Source organism: Enterobacter sp. CPE_E863, from assembly GCF_046521465.1.
Classification (GTDB): domain Bacteria; phylum Pseudomonadota; class Gammaproteobacteria; order Enterobacterales; family Enterobacteriaceae; genus Enterobacter; species Enterobacter adelaidei.
Window position 1 is genome coordinate 684,372 of sequence record NZ_JBKFZX010000001.1, and the last position, 19,761, is coordinate 704,132.

The 19,761-nt window shown below is 54.3% G+C and carries 15 protein-coding genes; 7 read left to right on the forward strand and 8 right to left on the reverse strand.

The window, feature by feature from the left end:
* Window positions 1–355: 355 nt before the first annotated feature.
* The 6 genes from carA (at window position 356) to folA (ending at window position 8,206) form a co-directional block, all read left to right on the forward strand.
* Window positions 356–1,504 carry a glutamine-hydrolyzing carbamoyl-phosphate synthase small subunit gene (gene carA / locus ACLHV8_RS03255; protein WP_028016644.1) on the forward strand — a complete coding sequence of 383 codons (1,149 nt, stop codon included), beginning with the start codon at window positions 356–358 and terminating at the stop codon, window positions 1,502–1,504.
* 18 nt (window positions 1,505–1,522) lie between these two features.
* Window positions 1,523–4,747, forward strand: coding sequence for a carbamoyl-phosphate synthase large subunit (gene carB / locus ACLHV8_RS03260; protein ID WP_028016645.1), 3,225 nt, complete (start codon window positions 1,523–1,525; stop codon window positions 4,745–4,747).
* Window positions 4,748–4,886: 139 nt separating this feature from the next.
* A complete protein-coding gene (locus ACLHV8_RS03265) occupies window positions 4,887–5,120 on the forward strand; it encodes a YgdI/YgdR family lipoprotein (RefSeq protein WP_208593990.1) in 234 nt (77 codons plus the stop codon).
* A gap of 103 nt (window positions 5,121–5,223) precedes the next feature.
* Window positions 5,224–5,754, forward strand: coding sequence for a glutathione-regulated potassium-efflux system oxidoreductase KefF (gene kefF, locus ACLHV8_RS03270; RefSeq protein WP_208593989.1), 531 nt, complete (start codon window positions 5,224–5,226; stop codon window positions 5,752–5,754).
* The gene (gene kefC / locus ACLHV8_RS03275; RefSeq protein ID WP_108089549.1) at window positions 5,747–7,612 is read left to right on the forward strand and encodes a glutathione-regulated potassium-efflux system protein KefC; all 1,866 of its coding nucleotides are present in this window, start codon (window positions 5,747–5,749) and stop codon (window positions 7,610–7,612) included. Before kefF ends, kefC begins: the two co-directional genes overlap by 8 nt.
* A gap of 114 nt (window positions 7,613–7,726) precedes the next feature.
* Complete coding sequence (gene folA / locus ACLHV8_RS03280) at window positions 7,727–8,206, forward strand: type 3 dihydrofolate reductase (RefSeq protein WP_008502023.1); 480 nt, start codon at window positions 7,727–7,729, stop codon at window positions 8,204–8,206.
* A 38-nt stretch (window positions 8,207–8,244) separates the two neighbouring features.
* Here folA and apaH read toward each other — a convergent pair whose 3' ends face one another.
* The 6 genes from apaH to lptD are packed head-to-tail and all read right to left on the reverse strand — an operon-like array spanning window position 8,245 to window position 14,974.
* Entirely contained in the window at window positions 8,245–9,093 is an 849-nt protein-coding gene (apaH, locus tag ACLHV8_RS03285; protein ID WP_208593988.1) for a bis(5'-nucleosyl)-tetraphosphatase (symmetrical) ApaH, read from the reverse strand.
* Window positions 9,094–9,097: 4 nt separating this feature from the next.
* Complete coding sequence (gene apaG / locus ACLHV8_RS03290; RefSeq protein ID WP_028016649.1) at window positions 9,098–9,475, reverse strand: Co2+/Mg2+ efflux protein ApaG; 378 nt, start codon at window positions 9,473–9,475, stop codon at window positions 9,098–9,100.
* 3 nt (window positions 9,476–9,478) lie between these two features.
* Window positions 9,479–10,300, reverse strand: coding sequence for a 16S rRNA (adenine(1518)-N(6)/adenine(1519)-N(6))-dimethyltransferase RsmA (gene rsmA, locus ACLHV8_RS03295; protein ID WP_013095540.1), 822 nt, complete (start codon window positions 10,298–10,300; stop codon window positions 9,479–9,481).
* On the reverse strand, window positions 10,297–11,283 hold the full coding sequence (gene pdxA, locus ACLHV8_RS03300) for a 4-hydroxythreonine-4-phosphate dehydrogenase PdxA (RefSeq protein WP_208593987.1): 987 nt from the start codon (window positions 11,281–11,283) through the stop codon (window positions 10,297–10,299). Before pdxA ends, rsmA begins: the two co-directional genes overlap by 4 nt.
* The gene (gene surA / locus ACLHV8_RS03305) at window positions 11,283–12,569 is read right to left on the reverse strand and encodes a peptidylprolyl isomerase SurA (RefSeq protein WP_208593986.1); all 1,287 of its coding nucleotides are present in this window, start codon (window positions 12,567–12,569) and stop codon (window positions 11,283–11,285) included. Before surA ends, pdxA begins: the two co-directional genes overlap by 1 nt.
* Window positions 12,570–12,622: 53 nt before the next feature.
* A complete protein-coding gene (lptD, locus tag ACLHV8_RS03310; RefSeq protein WP_028016652.1) occupies window positions 12,623–14,974 on the reverse strand; it encodes an LPS assembly protein LptD in 2,352 nt (783 codons plus the stop codon).
* 238 nt (window positions 14,975–15,212) lie between these two features.
* Between lptD and djlA the strand changes: the two genes are divergently transcribed.
* The gene (gene djlA, locus ACLHV8_RS03315; protein WP_008502016.1) at window positions 15,213–16,028 is read left to right on the forward strand and encodes a co-chaperone DjlA; all 816 of its coding nucleotides are present in this window, start codon (window positions 15,213–15,215) and stop codon (window positions 16,026–16,028) included.
* A gap of 27 nt (window positions 16,029–16,055) precedes the next feature.
* Here the strand turns inward: djlA and rluA are convergent, their stop codons facing one another.
* Window positions 16,056–16,715 (reverse strand): bifunctional tRNA pseudouridine(32) synthase/23S rRNA pseudouridine(746) synthase RluA, encoded by a 660-nt coding sequence (rluA, locus tag ACLHV8_RS03320; RefSeq protein WP_028016654.1) that lies wholly within the window; start codon window positions 16,713–16,715, stop codon window positions 16,056–16,058.
* A gap of 12 nt (window positions 16,716–16,727) precedes the next feature.
* Window positions 16,728–19,634, reverse strand: a complete 2,907-nt coding sequence (gene rapA, locus ACLHV8_RS03325) for an RNA polymerase-associated protein RapA (RefSeq protein ID WP_208593985.1) — start codon at window positions 19,632–19,634, stop codon at window positions 16,728–16,730.
* Window positions 19,635–19,761: the final 127 nt, after the last annotated feature.

A 19,761-nucleotide genomic window follows, 5' to 3' on the forward strand; every position in this document is an offset into this window, starting at 1 on the left:
TTCTCTATTTTTCATACAAAAACACGCTTTTAAATCTCTTTTTTCGTTGCTGAAATGTAAATTTTGACCATCTGGTCTACTTTTTATAGTTCTCACCCCAGATTTCTCATTAAACTTGCCGCGCAAGCGTTTTCTGCGGTGATTTACCTGATCTTTTTGTCGGTTAAGCCGCCTTTGGGTCTCCAGGCTTGCAAAAGAACAAACAAAATCTCCGTTTTAAGTTGACTTTTACCTACCAAATCTCCAGAATGCCGCCGTTTGCCAAAAATCCGCTGGCAACACATTTGCATTGATCCATGACATGGTTATGAATTAATATGCAAATAAAGTGAGTGAATATTCTCTGGAGGGTGTTTTGATTAAGTCAGCGCTATTGGTTCTGGAAGACGGAACCCAGTTTATCGGTCGGGCCATAGGGGCAACAGGTTCGGCGGTTGGGGAAGTCGTTTTCAATACTTCAATGACCGGTTATCAAGAAATCCTCACTGATCCTTCCTATTCTCGCCAAATCGTTACTCTTACTTATCCTCATATCGGCAATGTCGGCACCAATGCGGCTGACGAAGAATCCTCTCAGGTACATGCGCAAGGTCTGGTCATTCGCGACCTGCCGCTGATTGCCAGCAACTTCCGCAACACCGAAGACCTCTCTTCTTACCTGAAGCGCCATAACATTGTGGCGATTGCCGATATTGATACCCGTAAGTTAACGCGTCTGCTGCGCGAGAAAGGTGCACAAAACGGCTGCATCATTGCGGGTGATAACCTGGATGCGGCCCTGGCGCTGGAAAAAGCGAAAGCCTTCCCGGGTCTGAACGGCATGGACCTGGCGAAAGAGGTGACTACCGCTGAAGCCTACAACTGGACGCAGGGTAGCTGGACGCTGGAAGGCGACCTGCCAGAAGCGAAAAAAGAGAGCGAACTGCCATTCCACGTGGTGGCCTACGATTTCGGTGCCAAGCGCAATATCCTGCGCATGCTGGTTGACCGCGGTTGCCGTCTGACCGTTGTGCCTGCACAAACCTCTGCGGAAGAAGTCCTGAAGATGAACCCGGACGGTATCTTCCTCTCTAACGGTCCGGGTGACCCGGCTCCGTGCGATTACGCTATCAACGCCATTAAATCTTTCCTGGAAACCGATATCCCGGTCTTCGGCATCTGTCTCGGCCATCAGTTGCTGGCGCTGGCGAGCGGTGCGAACACCGTTAAGATGAAATTCGGTCACCACGGTGGTAACCACCCGGTGAAAGATATCGACAACAACACGGTGATGATCACCGCGCAGAACCACGGTTTTGCTGTCGATGAAGCCTCAATGCCGGCTAACCTGCGCGTGACGCATAAATCACTGTTCGATGGCACCCTGCAGGGTATCCACCGTACCGACAAGCCAGCGTTCAGCTTCCAGGGTCACCCTGAAGCCAGCCCGGGCCCGCACGATGCCGCACCGCTGTTCGATCACTTCATCGAACTTATCGAGCAATACCGTAAGACCGCTAAATAATCAGGAGCTGAGAAGACAATGCCAAAACGTACAGACATAAAAAGCATCCTGATCCTTGGCGCTGGCCCGATTGTTATCGGCCAGGCCTGTGAATTTGACTACTCCGGTGCGCAGGCGTGTAAAGCTCTGCGTGAAGAGGGCTACCGCGTCATTCTGGTGAACTCTAACCCGGCAACCATCATGACCGACCCGGAAATGGCTGATGCAACCTACATCGAGCCAATTCACTGGGAAGTAGTGCGCAAAATCATCGAAAAAGAGCGCCCGGATGCGGTACTGCCAACGATGGGCGGCCAGACGGCGCTGAACTGTGCGCTGGAGCTGGAGCGTCAGGGCGTGCTTGCCGAATTCGGCGTAACCATGATTGGTGCGACCGCCGACGCGATTGATAAAGCAGAAGACCGTCGTCGCTTCGACGTGGCGATGAAAAAAATCGGCCTCGACACCGCGCGTTCCGGTATTGCACACAACATGGAAGAAGCGCTGGCCGTCGCGGCTGACGTGGGTTATCCATGTATCATCCGTCCTTCCTTCACCATGGGCGGCACCGGTGGCGGTATCGCTTACAACCGCGAAGAGTTCGAAGAGATTTGCGAACGCGGTCTGGATCTTTCCCCAACCAAAGAGCTGCTGATTGACGAATCGCTGATTGGCTGGAAAGAGTACGAGATGGAAGTGGTGCGTGATAAAAACGACAACTGCATCATCGTCTGTTCCATTGAAAACTTTGATGCGATGGGGATCCACACCGGTGACTCCATCACCGTGGCACCTGCCCAGACCCTGACCGACAAAGAGTATCAAATCATGCGTAACGCCTCGATGGCGGTACTGCGTGAAATCGGCGTGGAAACCGGCGGTTCTAACGTACAGTTCTCGGTGAACCCGAAAACCGGACGCCTGATTGTTATCGAAATGAACCCGCGTGTATCCCGTTCCTCGGCGCTGGCCTCTAAAGCCACCGGCTTCCCGATTGCCAAAGTAGCAGCGAAACTGGCGGTGGGTTACACCCTCGACGAGCTGATGAACGACATCACCGGCGGCCGCACCCCTGCGTCCTTCGAACCGTCTATCGACTACGTTGTGACGAAAATACCTCGCTTCAACTTCGAGAAATTCGCTGGCGCGAACGACCGTCTGACTACCCAGATGAAATCTGTCGGCGAAGTGATGGCAATTGGCCGCACCCAGCAGGAATCCCTGCAGAAAGCGCTGCGTGGCCTGGAAGTAGGCGCGACCGGTTTTGACCCGAAAGTGAGCCTGGACGACCCGGAAGCACTGACAAAAATTCGCCGCGAGCTGAAAGACGCGGGCGCAGAGCGTATCTGGTATATCGCCGATGCCTTCCGCGCAGGCCTGTCTGTGGACGGCGTCTTCAACCTGACCAACATTGACCGCTGGTTCCTGGTGCAGATTGAAGAGCTGGTGCGTCTGGAAGAGAAAGTGGCGGATCTGGGCATCAACGGTCTGGACGCTGACTTCCTGCGCGTGCTGAAGCGTAAAGGCTTCGCCGATGCGCGTCTGGCTAAGCTGGCAGGCGTGCGCGAAGCGGAAATCCGCAAGCTGCGTGACCAGTTCAACCTGCACCCGGTCTACAAGCGTGTGGACACCTGTGCGGCAGAATTCTCGACCGATACCGCGTACATGTACTCCACGTATGAAGATGAGTGCGAAGCGAACCCGTCAGTCGACCGCGACAAAATTATGGTACTGGGCGGTGGTCCAAACCGTATCGGCCAGGGCATTGAGTTCGATTACTGCTGCGTTCACGCCTCTCTGGCGCTGCGTGAAGACGGTTACGAAACCATTATGGTTAACTGTAACCCGGAAACCGTATCCACTGACTACGACACCTCTGACCGTCTGTACTTTGAGCCGGTAACACTGGAAGACGTGCTGGAAATCGTGCGTATCGAGAAGCCAAAAGGCGTTATCGTGCAGTACGGCGGCCAGACCCCGTTGAAGTTGGCGCGCGCGCTGGAAGCGGCTGGCGTACCGGTTATCGGTACCAGCCCGGATGCGATTGACCGTGCAGAAGACCGTGAGCGTTTCCAGCAGGCGGTTGACCGTCTGAAACTGAAACAGCCGGCAAACGCCACCGTAACTGCGATTGAACAGGCTGTTGAGAAGGCGAAAGAGATTGGCTACCCACTGGTGGTGCGTCCTTCTTACGTACTGGGCGGCCGGGCGATGGAAATCGTTTATGACGAAGCAGACCTGCGTCGCTACTTCCAGACTGCGGTAAGCGTCTCTAACGATGCGCCAGTGCTGCTCGACCGCTTCCTGGACGATGCAGTAGAAGTGGACGTTGACGCTATCTGCGACGGCGAAATGGTGCTGATTGGCGGCATCATGGAGCACATCGAGCAGGCGGGCGTTCACTCCGGTGACTCTGCCTGTTCTCTGCCTGCGTACACCCTGAGCCAGGAGATTCAGGACGTGATGCGTCAGCAGGTGCAGAAGCTGGCCTTCGAGCTGCAGGTTCGTGGTCTGATGAACGTCCAGTTCGCCGTTAAAGACAACGAAGTGTACCTGATTGAAGTGAACCCCCGTGCGGCACGTACCGTACCGTTCGTCTCCAAAGCGACCGGTGTTCCACTGGCGAAAGTGGCGGCGCGCGTGATGGCAGGCCAGACGCTGGCTCAGCAGGGCGTAACCAAAGAGATCATCCCACCGTACTACTCGGTGAAAGAAGTGGTACTGCCGTTCAACAAATTCCCGGGCGTTGACCCACTGTTAGGGCCAGAAATGCGCTCCACCGGGGAAGTGATGGGCGTAGGCCGCACCTTCGCAGAAGCCTTTGCGAAAGCGCAGCTGGGCAGCAGCTCCACCATGAGAAAATCAGGCCGTGCGCTGCTCTCTGTTCGCGAAGGCGATAAAGAGCGCGTGGTTGACCTGGCTGCCAAGCTGCTGAAACAGGGCTTCGAGCTGGATGCGACCCACGGTACGGCGATTGTGCTGGGTGAAGCAGGTATCAATCCACGTCTGGTGAACAAGGTGCATGAAGGCCGTCCGCACATTCAGGACCGTATCAAGAATGGCGAATACACCTACATCATCAACACCACGGCGGGCCGTCAGGCGATTGAAGACTCCAAGCTGATTCGCCGCAGCGCGCTGCAGTACAAAGTGCACTACGACACCACCCTGAACGGCGGTTTCGCAACAGCCATGGCGCTGAACGCGGATGCCACCGAGAAGGTGATTTCGGTGCAGGAAATGCACGCGCAGATTAACAAGTAAGTAAAAATGCCCGGCAGCACTCTGTTGCCGGGCATTATCCCCACCTTCAGAACCTTCTGGTTTTCCATCCACATTCAGTCAGTTAGCCTAAAATGGTTAGGTCGATAACGAAATCCAACTGAATGCAGGGGAAAACACCATGCAAAATAAATTACTGATCGCTTCCGTTCTGGCTGCCACGACAATGTTTACCGTTGCGGGCTGTTCGTCTAATCAGGCCGTAAAAACCACTGATGGCAAAACCATTGTCACCGACGGCAAACCGCAGGTGGATGACGATACCGGGCTGGTGTCGTATAAAAACGCCGAAACCGGTCAAAACGAGCAGATTAACCGTGACCAGGTAAAATCTATGGGCGAGCTGGATAACTAATTCAGAATTCTGCCGTTAGCCCGTCAATAATATTCACTATTAGCCTGCTGAATTACTGACTACACTCTTTTGTTAAAAGAAAGCAGTAACAACAGGCTAATCAATGATTCTGATAATTTATGCACATCCCTATCCGCAGCACTCGCATGCGAATAAGCGGATGCTTGAGCAGGTAAGGACGCTTGATAACGTAGAGGTACGTTCCCTCTATCAACTTTATCCCGATTTTAATATCGACATCGCCGCTGAGCAGGAAGCGGTTTCGCGCGCTGATCTGATTATCTGGCAGCATCCTATGCAGTGGTACAGCACCCCTCCGCTTCTGAAACTGTGGATTGATAAAGTCTTCTCCCATGGCTGGGCATATGGTCATAACGGCCATGCACTGAAGGGCAAAAACCTGATGTGGGCGGTCACGACCGGCGGTGGGGAAAGCCACTTTGATATTGGCTCCTTCCCGGGTTTTGACGTCCTGGCACAGCCGCTGCAGGCCACCGCGCTCTATTGCGGGATGAACTGGCTTCCGCCTTTTGCGATGCACTGTACTTTTGTATGCGACGATGAAACGTTGCAGGCGCAGGCTCGTCATTATAAACAACGCTTACTTGAGTGGCAGGAGGCGCACCATGGATAGCCATACGCTGATACAGGCGCTGATTTACCTCGGCGCGGCGGCGCTGATTGTGCCCGTGGCAGTACGTCTGGGGCTGGGGTCTGTCCTCGGCTACCTGATTGCGGGTTGCGTCATTGGGCCGTGGGGCTTTCGTCTGGTCACGGATGCAGAGGCGATTCTCCATTTCGCTGAAATTGGCGTCGTCTTGATGTTGTTTGTGATTGGCCTTGAGCTCGACCCGCAGCGTTTGTGGAAACTTCGTGCCTCGGTATTTGGCGGTGGCGCGCTGCAAATGGTGGCCTGCGGCCTGCTGCTGGCTGGGTTCTGCATTCTGTTGGGAATGGACTGGAAAGTGGCTGAGCTTATCGGCATGACGCTGGCGCTCTCCTCGACGGCCATTGCTATGCAGGCCATGAACGAGCGAAATCTGACGGTCTCTCAGATGGGGCGCAGTGCGTTTTCGGTGCTGTTGTTCCAGGATATTGCTGCTATTCCGCTGGTGGCAATGATCCCGCTGCTGGCGGCAAGTGGTTCCTCTACGACGCTTGGCGCTTTCGCGCTGTCGGCATTGAAGGTGGTAGGGGCGCTGGCGCTGGTGGTCCTGCTTGGCCGCTACGTGACTCGTCCGCTGCTGCGGTTTGTTGCCCGCTCAGGACTGCGTGAAGTCTTCAGTGCGGTGGCACTGTTCCTGGTGTTCGGTTTTGGTCTGCTGCTGGAAGAGGCCGGCCTGTCGATGGCGATGGGAGCGTTCCTCGCAGGCGTTCTGCTGGCGAGTTCTGAATATCGTCACGCGCTGGAAAGCGATATTGAGCCGTTCAAAGGGCTACTGCTGGGACTGTTTTTCATCGGTGTGGGGATGTCGGTCGACTTCGGCACGCTGGTGACACATCCGCTGCGGATCATCATCCTGCTGGTCGGTTTCCTGGTCATTAAAATGGCGATGTTGTGGTTGATTGCCCGTCCGCTGAAGGTGCCGGGCAAACAGCGTCGCTGGTTTGCCGTGCTGCTGGGGCAGGGAAGCGAATTTGCGTTCGTGGTCTTTGGTGCGGCGCAGATGGCAAACGTACTCGAGCCTGAGTGGGCGAAAGCGCTGACGCTTGCCGTGGCGCTGTCGATGGCGGCGACGCCTGTTCTGCTGGTGGTGCTGACGCGTCTGGAAAAATCGGGCAGTGAGCAGGAGCGGGAGGCCGATGAAATTGATGAAGAACAGCCGCGGGTGATTATCGCCGGATTCGGTCGCTATGGGCAGATCGTTGGTCGTTTACTGCTGTCGAGCGGGGTTAAAATGGTCATCCTCGATCACGATCCTGACCATGTCGATACCCTGCGTAAATTTGATATGAAAGTCTTTTACGGGGATGCGACCCGTGTTGATCTGCTAGAGTCTGCCGGGGCGGCAAAAGCCGAGGTGCTGATTAACGCCATCGACGATCCAGAGACCAGCATGCAGATGGTGGAACTGGTAAAAGAACATTTCCCGGAGCTGACCATTATCTCCCGTGCACGCGATGTGGATCATTATATCCGCTTGCGGCAGGCGGGCGTCGACGCACCTGAGCGTGAGACGTTTGAAGGTGCGCTGAAATCTGGCCGTATGGCGCTGGAAAATCTGGGGCTTGGCGCGTATGAAGCGCGAGAGCGTGCAGACCTGTTCCGCCGCTTCAATACCGATATGGTAGAAGAGATGGCGGCGATGGCGGGTAGTACGGCCACTGAGCGTGCTGCAGTGTTTAAACGTACCAGTGCGATGCTGACAGAGATCATCAATGAAGATCGTAATCATCTGTCGCTGATCCAGCGTCATGGCTGGCAGGGCACGGAAGAGGGCAAGCACACGGGTAACCCGGAAGACGAACCAGAGAGTAAACCCTCAGTGTGAAGAGGTGTTGCCAGCAATAATAAAAAATTTCTGTTTCTTTACCCTGCCGCCAGTCGACGAAAGATTAAGCTTTCCGTATAGTGGCGGCAATTTTTTGCATCCGGGAAATTTTCAATGATCAGTCTGATTGCAGCGCTGGCGGTGGACCGTGTTATCGGTATGGAAAATGCCATGCCGTGGAACCTGCCTGCCGATCTCGCATGGTTTAAACGTACGACGTTAAACAAGCCGGTAGTGATGGGCCGCCTGACCTGGGAGTCGATTGGTCGTCCATTGCCGGGCCGTAAGAATATCGTTATCAGTAGCCAGCCTGGCACTGACGATCGCGTTGAATGGGTGAAATCCGTGGACGAGGCGATTGCCGCATGCGGTAACGCCGAAGAGATCATGGTGATTGGTGGCGGGCGCGTGTACGAGCAGTTCCTGCCAAAAGCGCAGAAGCTGTATCTGACGCACATTGATGCAGAAGTGGAAGGGGATACCCATTTCCCGGATTACGATCCGGATGAGTGGGAGTCTGTCTTCAGTGAGTTTCACGATGCGGATGCACAGAACTCCCACAGCTACTGCTTCGAGATTCTGGAACGTCGTTAAGTGATTTTCCCTCTCCCGTCCGGGAGAGGGAATAAACCTCAGGAGGCAACGGCCTCGTCTTCACCTAAGTCCAGCTGTCGGTTGGATGGCTGGACAAAGTAAGCTTTATCTTCCCAGCGCAAGCAGGTTAACTCTCCACCCCAGCAGCATCCGGTATCAAGACCGTAGATCCCTTCAGGCGTGCCTTTACCTTCCAGCGCAGCCCAGTGACCGAACACCACGCTGTATTCGTTTGTCACAGGCCCCGGAATGGCAAACCACGGTTTGAGCGGGGCGGGCGCACTTTCCGGTGTCTCTTTTGAATACATGTCCAGCTGCCCGTTCGGGAAACAAAAACGCATTCGGGTAAAAGCGTTGGTGATAAAGCGCAGGCGGGCCAGACCGCTGAGATCTTCGCTCCAGTGGTTCGGCATATCGCCGTACATGGCATCGAGGAAGAAAGGATATGAGTCGCTTGCCAGAACCGCTTCAACATCACGCGCACAGGTTTTCGCCGTTTCAAGATCCCATTGCGGCGTGATCCCGGCATGGGCCATGACCAGCTTTTTCTCTTCGTCGACCTGCAGCAAGGGCTGACGGCGTAGCCAGTTGATCAGCTCGTCCGCGTCCGGTGCATCCAGCAATGGCGTGAGCCGGTCTTTGGGTTTGTTGCGACTGATCCCGGCGAAGACAGCCAGTAAATGCAGATCGTGATTGCCCAGCACCATGCGCACGTTGTCTCCCAGCGATTTGACGAAACGTAAAACATCAAGAGAGCCGGGGCCACGCGCAACTAAATCTCCCGTTAGCCAGAGTGTGTCCTGTCCGGGCGTAAAGTCGACCTGTTTTAATAATGCGATCAGTTCATCGTAGCAACCGTGAACGTCGCCAATCAGATATGTAGACATTAGATTAATGAATGAGTGTTGTAACGGCGAGACGGAACACAGGAATAGCAACGCGGAACACATTGCCATCAACGTCGACCATTTCGTAATGGCCTTGCATGGTACCCAGCGGCGTTTCAATCACCGCGCCGCTGGTGTACTGATACTCTTCGCCAGGATCGATATGGGGTTGTTCACCGACCACACCTTCACCCTGAACTTCGATTTCACGGCCATTACCGTTGGTGATAAGCCAGTAGCGCCCGCGCAGTTGCACAGGCATCCGCCCCAGATTGCGAATGGTCACGGTGTAAGCGAAGACATAGCGTTCTTCATCCGGTGAGGATTGAGATTCAACATAGACGCTTTGTACATGGACACAGACGCGGGGCGAATCAATCATGGCTTAACTCTCCTTCGGAGGCGCATTTTCACTGATGTAATTAGCCAGCTTGCAGTACTGCTCTACGGAGATGTTCTCTGCACGCATTGCCGGGTCGATACCCAACTCAGCCAGCACGTCAACCGTAAACAGATTACCCAGGCTATTACGGATTGTTTTACGGCGCTGGTTAAAGGCTTCCGTAGTGATACGGCTCAGTACGCGCAGATCCTTGACCGGGTACGGCATCGTTTTATGCGGCACCAGGCGCACAACCGCAGAGTCTACTTTCGGTGGCGGCGTAAAGGCAGATGGCGGAACTTCGAGGACCGGGATCACGTTGCAGAAATATTGCGCCATCACGCTTAAACGACCATACGCTTTACTGTTCGGCCCTGCAACCAGTCGGTTAACAACCTCTTTTTGCAACATGAAGTGCATATCAGCAATGGCATCAGTATAGCTAAAGAGATGGAACATTAGCGGTGTGGAGATGTTATACGGCAGGTTGCCGAATACGCGCAGAGGCTGTCCCATTTTTTCTGACAGTTCGCCAAAGTTCATGGTCATGGCATCCTGCTGATAGATGGTCAGCTTTGGCCCCAGGAACGGGTGCGTTTGCAGGCGTGCGGCCAGATCGCGGTCCAGTTCGATAACGGTCAGTTCGTCGAGGCGTTCACCTACTGGCTCGGTCAGTGCGGCAAGACCTGGGCCGATTTCGACCATAGCCTGACCTTTCTGCGGATTAATGGCAGAGACGATGCTGTCGATCACGAACTGATCGTTGAGGAAGTTTTGCCCGAAGCGTTTTCGGGCTAAGTGGCCCTGATGGACTCGATTAGTCATTGAGTATTAACAATCATTTTGATGGCGAGATTAAGCGCCGTAATAAAACTGCCGACATCCGCTTTCCCCTGGCCTGCCAGATCCAGCGCAGTACCGTGGTCAACGGACGTTCGAATAAAAGGTAAGCCGAGGGTGATATTCACCCCGCGGCCAAAGCCCTGGTATTTTAGCACGGGCAGGCCCTGATCGTGGTACATCGCAAGTACGGCGTCGGCATTATCCAGGTATTTCGGCTGGAAAAGGGTATCAGCAGGCAGTGGCCCGCTTAAATTCATCCCTTTTGCACGCATTTCTTCAAGTACCGGAATAATGGTGTCGATCTCTTCGGTGCCCATGTGCCCACCTTCACCAGCGTGTGGATTCAGGCCGCAGACCAGAACGTGTGGCTGTTTGATGCCGAATTTGGTTTGCAGGTCATGATGCAGGATCCCGATGATCTCCCGCAGCAGTTCCGGAGTGATGGCATCAGGGATGGCCTTAATGGGCAGGTGGGTTGTCACCAGAGCAACGCGCATCTCCTCCGTCGCCAGCATCATCACCACTTTCGGGCTGTGCGAGCGTTCTTCAAAGAACTCGGTATGGCCGGTAAACGGGATACCCGCTTCGTTGATGACGCCTTTGTGCACGGGGCCGGTGATAAGCGCGGCAAATTCACCTTTCAGACAACCGTCGCAGGCGCGTGCAAGGGTTTCAACGACATAGTGGCCGTTTTCCGTGCTGAGCTGGCCTGGGACAACAGGCGTACGAAGGGGAACAGAAAGCAGCGTGAGCGTACCGGCTTGTTGCGGTGCTGGCTGTTGACCTTCAACGTAAGGGATAAGCGTTAAAGGCAGACCGAGCAGTGTTGCCCGGTCTTGTAACAGTGTTGCATCAGCGCAGACAACCAGTTCTTCCGGCCAGCTGCGCTGGGCGAGCTGGACAACGAGGTCAGGCCCAATCCCGGCGGGTTCGCCGGGAGTGATAACAACACGATGCTGTTTCATTAGTTACTCAGAATTTTCACGTAAGCACTGGCGCGTTGTTCCTGCATCCAGGTTGCCGCTTCTTCAGAGAACTTACGGTTAAACAGCATCCGGTAGGCTCTGTCTTTCTGCGCCGCGTCCGTTTTATCAACGTTACGGGTATCCATCAGCTCGATCAGATGCCAGCCAAACGAAGAGTGAACCGGAGCACTGATCTGGCCCTTGTTCAGCTTCATCAGTGCATCGCGGAATGCAGGATCATAAATATCCGCAGCCGCCCAGCCCAGATCGCCGCCCTGGTTAGCAGAGCCTGGATCCTGAGAGAACTCTTTTGCAGCATTTGCGAAGGATGTTTTACCGCTCTTAATGTCAGCAGCAATTTGTTCCAGTTTCGCACGTGCCTGATCATCATTCATGATCGGAGAGACATTCAGCAGGATATGACGAGCATGGACTTCCGTAACGGAAATATTCTGGCTCTGCCCACGGAGATCGTTCACTTTCAGAATGTGGAAACCCACACCTGAACGGATTGGACCGACGATATCGCCTTTCTTCGCTGTGCTCAGTGCCTGGGCAAAGATGGATGGCAGCTCCTGAATACGTCCCCAACCCATCTGGCCGCCTTTAAGCGCCTGTTGGTCTGCGGAGTAGGTGATCGCCAGCTTGCCAAAGTCACCGCCATTACGCGCTTGTTCGACAATAGAACGTGCCTGGCTTTCTGCTTCAGCAGCCTGATCGGAGGTTGGATTCTCTGGCAGTGGGATCAGAATGTGGCTCAGATTCAGCTCAGTGCTGGCATCATTCTGGTTACCGACCTGTTTTGCCAGCGCGTCCACTTCCTGAGGCAGGATCGTGACACGGCGACGCACTTCATTGTTACGCACTTCCGAAATCAGCATCTCTTTACGGATCTGGTTGCGGTAGGTGGCGTAGCTGATACCGTCGTAGGCCAGACGGCTGCGCATCTGATCCATGGACATATTGTTCTGTTTCGCGATGTTAGCAATCGCCTGATCGAGCTGCTCGTCAGTGACCTTCACACCCATTTTTTGACCCATCTGCAGAACGATCTGATCCATGATCAGACGCTCCAGGATCTGGTGGCGCAACGTTGCATCATCCGGAAGTTGCTGGCCTGCTTCGCCCGAATTGAGCTTCACAGATTTCATCAGACCGTCAACGTCACTTTCAAGCACGACGCCGTTGTTAACCACAGCAGCGACCTTATCAACAACCTGGGGGGCCGCGAAGCTGGTATTCGCAACCATAGCGACACCGAGCAGCAGCGTTTTCCAGTTCTTCATACTTTTTCCATTTCAATTAACCGCAAAGCGGATTACGTTGCAAATCAAGCACATTACAAAGAGCTACGGTACGGCAGAATGTTCGAACGAAGCATTTTCTGCGTACCCAGACCGTAATTGGAACTCAAACCGCGTAACTCGAAGTTAAAGCCAATCACGTTATCGTATTCGCTTTGATTGTTTTTAGTATCCCAGCCGTTAAGTTTGCGCTCGTAACCGACGCGCAGCGCGTAACAGCAAGAGTTATATTGCAGACCCACCATCTGGTCAGCTGATTTACTGGTGTTGGTGTCAAAGTAGTAAGCCCCGACGATTGACCAGCGATCGGCGATTGGCCAACTTGCTGCGCCACCCACCTGCGAGATGCCGTCTTTATACTGTGCCCCAGTACCATAGTTTGGCAATGTGGCCTGAATATATTCCGGACTGGCGTAACGATAGGTCAACTGCACCATACGGTCTTCATCACGGCGATATTCAATGGCCGCAGTACTGTTGGCGATATTGTCCAGGCGAGTGTCATATTGCACTCCGCCACGCAGGCCCCAGCGCTCAGTCATACGCCAGTAAGTATCACCAGCCCAAACCAGTGAACCCGTTTTGTTGTCTTTCTCCCAGTTAATGTTGTCATCACCGGTTCGTGACTCGGTGAAATAGTAGATTTGACCAACAGAAACGTTAAAACGTTCAACGGCAGCATCATCATAAACACGCGATGTGACGCCGGTCGTTAACTGGTTCGCAGATGCAATGCGGTCAAGGCCACCGTAGGTACGGTCGCGGAACAGGCCGCTATAGTCAGATTGCAGTAAAGAGGAGTCGTAGTTATTGATGTTGCTCTGGTCGCGATAAGGCACGTACAGGTACTGCATACGTGGCTCAAGCGTCTGGGTATAGCCATCCGCCAGCAGGCCCATATTGCGTTCGAAGATTAGCTTACCGTCCATTTTGAACTGAGGAAGCGTACGGTTTACGGATTCCTCAAGATGGGCATTGTTGGTGGTATTGTAATCATCAATATTTTTCTGCTGATAGTGGGTCGCCATCAGCTTGGCTTCTGTGTTCAGACTTGCCCAGTCGTTCGACCATGGCAGGTTGATGGTCGGCTCCAGGTGAACACGCGTGGCTTCCGGCATATTGGCGTTTGTGTTTACAAAATGCACCGCCTGACCATAAATACGGGTATCGAATGGACCTACGTCATTCTGGTACCAGTTGACGTCCAGCTGTGGCTCAGCACCATAGGTACTTGCCGTTTGGCTGGAGAAGACCTGGAACTGCTTGCTTGTGACCGTTGCATCAAAGTTCTGCACCGCATAGCCAACGCTAAAGATCTGTGTGGCATAGCCATCGGTACTTGAACCGTATTTTGACGAGAAATCGTTGAAGTAGTTCGGGTCACTGACCTTGGTGTAGTTGACGTTGAAACGCCAGACCTGATCCATCACCCCGGAATGCTGCCAGAAATACATCCAGCGGTGCTTGTTACCTTCCGTTGGATGCTCGTCCTGGAAGACTTTATCCGACGGCAGATAATCCAGCTCCATCAGACCCGCACCGGCGTGAGTCAGATAACGGAACTCGTTTTCCCACATGATGTTGCCGCGCTTATGGATATAGTGCGGCGTGATCGTGGCGTCCATGTTGGGCGCAATGTTCCAGTAATACGGCAGGTAGAACTCAAAGTAGTTCGTGGTGCTGTATTTGGCATTAGGGATCAAGAAGCCGGAGCGACGTTTGTCACCCACGGGAAGTTGCAGGTAAGGGCTGTAGAACACTGGAACCGGACCCAGCTTGAAGCGCGCGTTCCAGATCTCGGCAACCTGTTCTTCACGGTCATGGATGACTTCGCTCCCGACCACGCTCCAGGTATTCGAACCTGGCAGACAGGAGGTAAAGGTACCATTTTCCAGAATGGTATAGCGGTTTTCACCGCGCTGTTTCATCAGGTCTGCGTCACCGCGCCCCTGGCGACCCACCATCTGGTAATCACCTTTCCAGACGTTAGTATCTTTAGTATTCAGGTTTGACCAGGCTTTCGGACCTTTCAGGATGACCTGATTGTCGTCATAGTGCACATTACCCAGCGCATCCACCGTTCGTACCGGCTCGGCCGCACCTTCCGGCTGCTTCTGGTGCAACTGCACTTCATCTGCCTGCAGGCGGCTGTTACCCTGGTTAATATCCACATTACCCGTAAACGTGGCATTGTCAGGATAGGTACCTTTGGAACTGTCGGCAGTAATGGTTACCGGTAAGTTATTTGTATCGCCACTCACCAGAGGACGATTATAACTTGGGACGCCAAGCATACACTGCGAGGCGAGATCGGCCGCCAGCCCCTGTTGACTGTACAGGGCTGTGCCAATCATTGTGGCCAGGAGGGTGGGGATACGTTTTTTCATACGTTGTATTTTATTGTTCCGTCATCAGTGGCTACGGCTTACAAACGCTCAGAGACTATCTTACTCATCAGCGCAGTACCAGCGTTAATCCTGCCGTTTGCGTGCCAGAGTGTTAGGCTCGCTATCGAATGACGAGTATGATAAAGCAAATTATAGGCGATGTCCTTCAATTGACCGTGGCTTAAACACTGTGATGATGGCGTTGCGTCGTACAGGAATATGACTATCCGGGGAGTATATGCAGTATTGGGGTAAAATAATCGGCGTTGCGTTCGCCATCATCATGGGTGCCGGGTTCTGGGGAATTGTGCTTGGGCTTATTATCGGCCATATGTTTGATAAGGCGCGCAGCCGCAAAATGGCCTGGTTTGCCAACCAGCGCGAGCGCCAGTCCCTCTTTTTCTCAACCACCTTTGAGGTCATGGGGCACTTAACCAAATCCAAAGGACGCGTGACAGAAGCCGATATTCAGATTGCCAGCGTCTTTATGGATCGTATGAATCTGCATGGAGACTCCCGTCTGGAGGCGCAAAATGCGTTCCGCATCGGTAAATCTGATAACTATCCATTGCGCGAAAAAATGCGTCAGTTCCGCAGCATCTGCTTCGGTCGTTTCGATTTAATTCGGATGTTTCTGGAGATTCAAATTCAGGCGGCATTCGCCGACGGCTCGCTTCATCCTAATGAACGTGATGTTTTATACGTCATTGCGGAGGAACTGGGGATTTCCCGTATGCAGTTCGACCAGTTCCTGCGGATGATGCAGGGCGGTGCGCAATTTGGCGGCGGCTATCACCAGCAGTCGTCTGGCGGTGCCTGGCAGCAGGCGCAGCGTGGCCCGACGCTGGAGGACGCCTGCAATGTGCTTGGCGTAAAGCCCTCTGACGATCAGACCACGATTAAACGTGCCTATCGTAAGCTCATGAGCGAGCATCATCCGGACAAACTGGTCGCGAAAGGCCTGCCACCAGAAATGATGGAGATGGCGAAGCAAAAAGCGCAGGAAATCCAGAAGGCGTACGAGCTCATTAAAGAGAAGAAAGGTTTCAAATAAACAAAGCCCGACGGTGTCGGGCTTTTTTTAGAAGTCCACCGGGGCTTTAAACGTCATCGCGTTACCGAAGGCCGGGTGAGTGATGGTGAGCGTCTGCGCGTGCAACTGCAGACGTGGCGCTAAGGCCAGCGCTTCAGGCGGTGCGTAGAAGCGGTCGCCCAGAATCGGATGCCCCATAGCGAGCATATGTACGCGCAGCTGGTGAGAGCGTCCGGTAATTGGCTTTAACAATACGCGCGCGGTGTTATCCGGCGAGTACTCCAGCACTTCATACTCGGTTTGCGCCGCCTTGCCGGTTTCATAACACACTTTCTGCTTTGGCCGGTTCGGCCAGTCGCAAATCAGCGGTAAATCCACCAGCCCTTCCTCCTGCGCCGGGTGACCCCATACGCGCGCCACGTACTGTTTTTTCGGCTCGCGCTCGCGGAACTGGCGTTTAAGCTCCCGCTCCGCCGCTTTATTCAGAGCCACTACAATCACGCCGCTGGTTGCCATGTCCAGACGATGGACGGACTCAGCCTGCGGATAATCACGCTGAATACGCGTCATCACGCTGTCTTTGTGTTCATCCAGACGTCCCGGCACGGACAACAAGCCGCTTGGCTTGTTGACGACCATAATGTGCTCATCCTGATACAGAATGACCAGCCAGGGATCCGTCGGTGGATTGTAGGGCTCCATTACCATTTCGCGCTCCGTTTACTGATGCGTCACAACGATGAGACGCAGGGCATCCAGACGCCAGCTCGCCTGGTCCAGGCTTTCCAGCACCTGCTGGCGGTTGCTTTCAATCGCCGCCAGCTCGTCGTCACGGATGTTCGGGTTCACCGCTTTCAGCGCTTCCAGACGGGAAAGTTCAGCAGATAACTTCTCGTCCGCTTCACTGCGCGCGGCATCAATCAGCGCCCTGGCCGCTTTTTCAACCTGGGTTTCACCCAGTTGCAGAATGGCATGCACGTCCTGCTGAACTGCGTTGACCAGCTTGCTGCCCGTATGACGGTTTACCGCGCTTAGCTGACGGTTGAAGTTCTCGAACTCGACCTGTGCGGCCAGGTTGGTGCCGTTTTTGTCCAGCAGCAGACGCACTGGCGTCGGCGGCAGGAAGCGGGTGAGCTGCAGCTGTTTCGGCGCCTGGGCTTCCACAACGTAGATCAGCTCGACCAACAGGGTACCGACCGGCAGCGCCTTGTTTTTCAACAGGGAGATGGTGCTGCTGCCTGTATCACCAGAGAGGATCAGATCCAGACCGTTGCGGATCAGCGGGTGCTCCCAGGTAATGAACTGGGCATCTTCGCGAGAGAGGGCCAGATCGCGCTCGAAGGTGATGGTGCAGCCATCTTCCGGCAGGCCCGGGAAATCAGGGACCAGCATGTGATCGGACGGGGTCAGAACGATCATATTCTCACCGCGATCGTCCTGGTTGATCCCGACGATGTCGAACAGGTTCATGGAGAAGCTGATCAGGCTGGTGTCGTCATCCTGCTCTTCAATGCTTTCAGCCAGCGCTTGTGCCTTTTCGCCACCGTTGGAGTGGATCTCCAGCAGACGGTCACGTCCCTGCTCCAGCTGAGTTTTCAGCGCGTCGTGCTTCTCGCGGCAAGATTTGATCAGCTCATCAAAACCGTCGGTTGTTTCTGGCGCTGCCAGGTAACCGATCAGGTCGCTATGAACCTGATCGTAAATGGTACGGCCTGTTGGGCAGGTATGCTCGAATGCATCCAGACCTTCATGGAACCAGCGCACCAGAACGGACTGAGCGGTTTTTTCCAGATACGGAACGTGGATCTGAATATCGTGCGCCTGACCGATACGATCCAGACGACCGATACGCTGCTCCAGCAGATCCGGATTAAACGGCAGATCGAACATCACGAGATTGCTGGCGAACTGGAAGTTACGACCTTCAGAGCCGATCTCAGAACACAGCAGAACTTGTGCGCCGCTGTCTTCTTCACCAAACCAGGCTGCCGCACGGTCACGTTCAACAATAGACATGCCTTCGTGGAACACGGCTGCACGAATACCTTCACGCTCACGCAGAACCTGCTCCAGCTGCAGTGCAGTGGCGGCTTTGGCGCAGATCACCAGCACTTTCTGAGAACGGTGTGCGGTCAGGTAGCCCATCAGCCACTCTACGCGTGGGTCAAAGTTCCACCAGGTGCCGGTATCACCTTCGAATTCCTGGTAAATTTGTTCCGGATAGAGCATGTCACGCGCACGTTCTTCGGCGGTTTTACGCGCCCCCATGATGCCGGACACTTTAATCGCCGTCTGGTACTGCGTTGGCAGTGGCAGTTTGATGGTGTGCAGTTCGCGTTTCGGGAAACCTTTCACGCCGTTACGGGTGTTACGGAACAGAACACGGCTGGTGCCGTGGCGGTCCATCAGCATATCGATCAGTTCTTTACGTGCTGATTCCGCGTTGTCACCTTCGCTGTTGGCTGCCTGCAGCAGCGGTTCAATATCCTGCTCGCCAATCAGATCGCTCAGGGTATTGAGTTCGTCATTGGACAGACGCTTGCCCGCCAGTAAAAGGGCGACAGCGTCGGCAACCGGGCGGTAGTTTTTCTGCTCTTCAACAAACTGCTCAAAATCATGAAAACGGTTTGGGTCGAGCAGGCGAAGACGTGCAAAGTGGCTTTGCAGCCCCAGCTGTTCCGGCGTTGCGGTCAGCAGCAGGACGCCAGGTACACGTTCGGCAAGCTGTTCGATCGCCATATATTCGCGGCTCGGCGCATCTTCGCTCCAGACCAGATGATGCGCTTCATCGACGACCATCAGATCCCATTCGGCATCGCACAGGTGTTCAAGACGCTGCTTGCTGCGGCGCACGAAGTCCAGCGAGCAAATTACCAGCTGTTCAGTTTCAAACGGGTTGTCCGCATCGTGCTGGGCTTCTGCGTAGCGTTCGTCGTCAAACAGCGAGAAGCGCAGGTTAAAGCGGCGCAGCATTTCGACCAGCCACTGATGCTGCAGGGTTTCAGGAACCACAATCAGCACGCGCTCGGCTGCGCCAGAAAGCAGCTGTTGATGCAGGATCATACCGGCTTCAATAGTCTTACCCAGACCCACTTCGTCTGCCAGCAGTACGCGAGGTGCATGACGACGGCCGACGTCATGGGCGATATTCAACTGGTGAGGGATCAGGCTGGTGCGTTGACCACGCAGGCCGCTCCACGGCATACGGTACTGTTCACTCTGGAACTTACGGGCGCGATAGCGCAGAGAGAAACGATCCATGCGGTCGATTTGCCCGGCAAACAGGCGGTCCTGCGGCTTACTGAAAACCAGTTTGCTGTCGAGCAGCACTTCACGCAGGATGACATTGGTCTCGTCAGTGTCCAGGCGAGTGCCAATGTAGGCGAGCAGTCCATTCTCTTCTTTTACGTCTTCAACCTTGAGCTGCCAGCCGTCATGGCTGGTCACGGTGTCACCCGGATTAAACATCACGCGGGTCACAGGGGAGTCATTGCGAGCGTACAGGCGGTTTTCACCAGTGGCAGGGAAGAGGAGGGTAACCATGCGCGCATCGACGGCAACGACAGTTCCTAATCCGAGTTCGCTTTCTGTATCGCTGATCCAGCGTTGACCAAGTGTAAAAGGCATAGTTGTTCGGCTCTAATCTTTAATTGCAGGCAATAGTTCGACCCCGTCAAAAAAGACGGTCATCGAAAAATGGGTCCGGGAATGGAAAGGGCGCTATGGTACTGGATGGCAGCCATTTCGTCACGTG